Annotated in this window: 1 protein-coding gene; it reads left to right on the forward strand. The window is 30.1% G+C overall.

The features are described 5' to 3' along the window. On the forward strand, positions 1-681 hold a 681-nt coding region (locus tag NK213_RS20315), incomplete at its 5' end, for a hypothetical protein (protein WP_253352736.1). Positions 682-772: the final 91 nt, after the last annotated feature.

Here is a 772-nt window from a genome sequence, read left to right on the forward strand (position 1 = left end):
AACCTTAGTTCATATGTAAATAGACTGGAAGCCGTCAGAAAACATTTACATGATTTAGAAAAACTGGCTGACCAGAAAAGAATTAACCTTAAGTGGGAGAAAATCAGAGAACTTAAAAAAGTCCTTGTCAAATCTCTTGTTAACAAAGACCTCGAACAGTTTATTGATGATTATGATAAATGGGAAACCAAAGGTTGTAAAATGAACACTATTGAAGCTGACATTCAGGAACAAATAAACAGCCTAAATTCTAAATATAATAGCATTGACCTAGTGCTTAAGGGTGTGAATAAAAATATTGAAAATAAGATAAAAATTGAGGATATTATTCATATGTTTGGTGAAAATCAGGAACATATCCTTGGATATATTTCTGAAAAAGAAAAAGATATTATAGAAACTGAAGATAAAATGAGAAAAAAAGCTGAAGAAGATAAGCAGAAAGCTGTCAAAGAGGCAGAAGAAAAAGCAATTAAAGAGACTGAGGAAAAATTAAAAGCACAGTCTAATAACGGTCATTCTCATTTCACGGTTACATCTACTCCCAAACCACCTGTTAATAATGAAAAAAAGAATAGTTACATTATTATTCAGGTAAACGGCTTAGAAAAAGTAATCGCCAAAGGACTACTTAAATACTGCCAAGATAATGAAATAAATTTTGAATTCGAGGAGAGATAAATATGGCTACTATTAAAAATAATGACAATTTACCTGCTAAGGAACTTAATATTAAAGACCTTCTACATCAAAATGTTATAAAAAAGAGATT

The organism is Sebaldella sp. S0638, assembly GCF_024158605.1.
Lineage (GTDB): Bacteria > Fusobacteriota > Fusobacteriia > Fusobacteriales > Leptotrichiaceae > Sebaldella.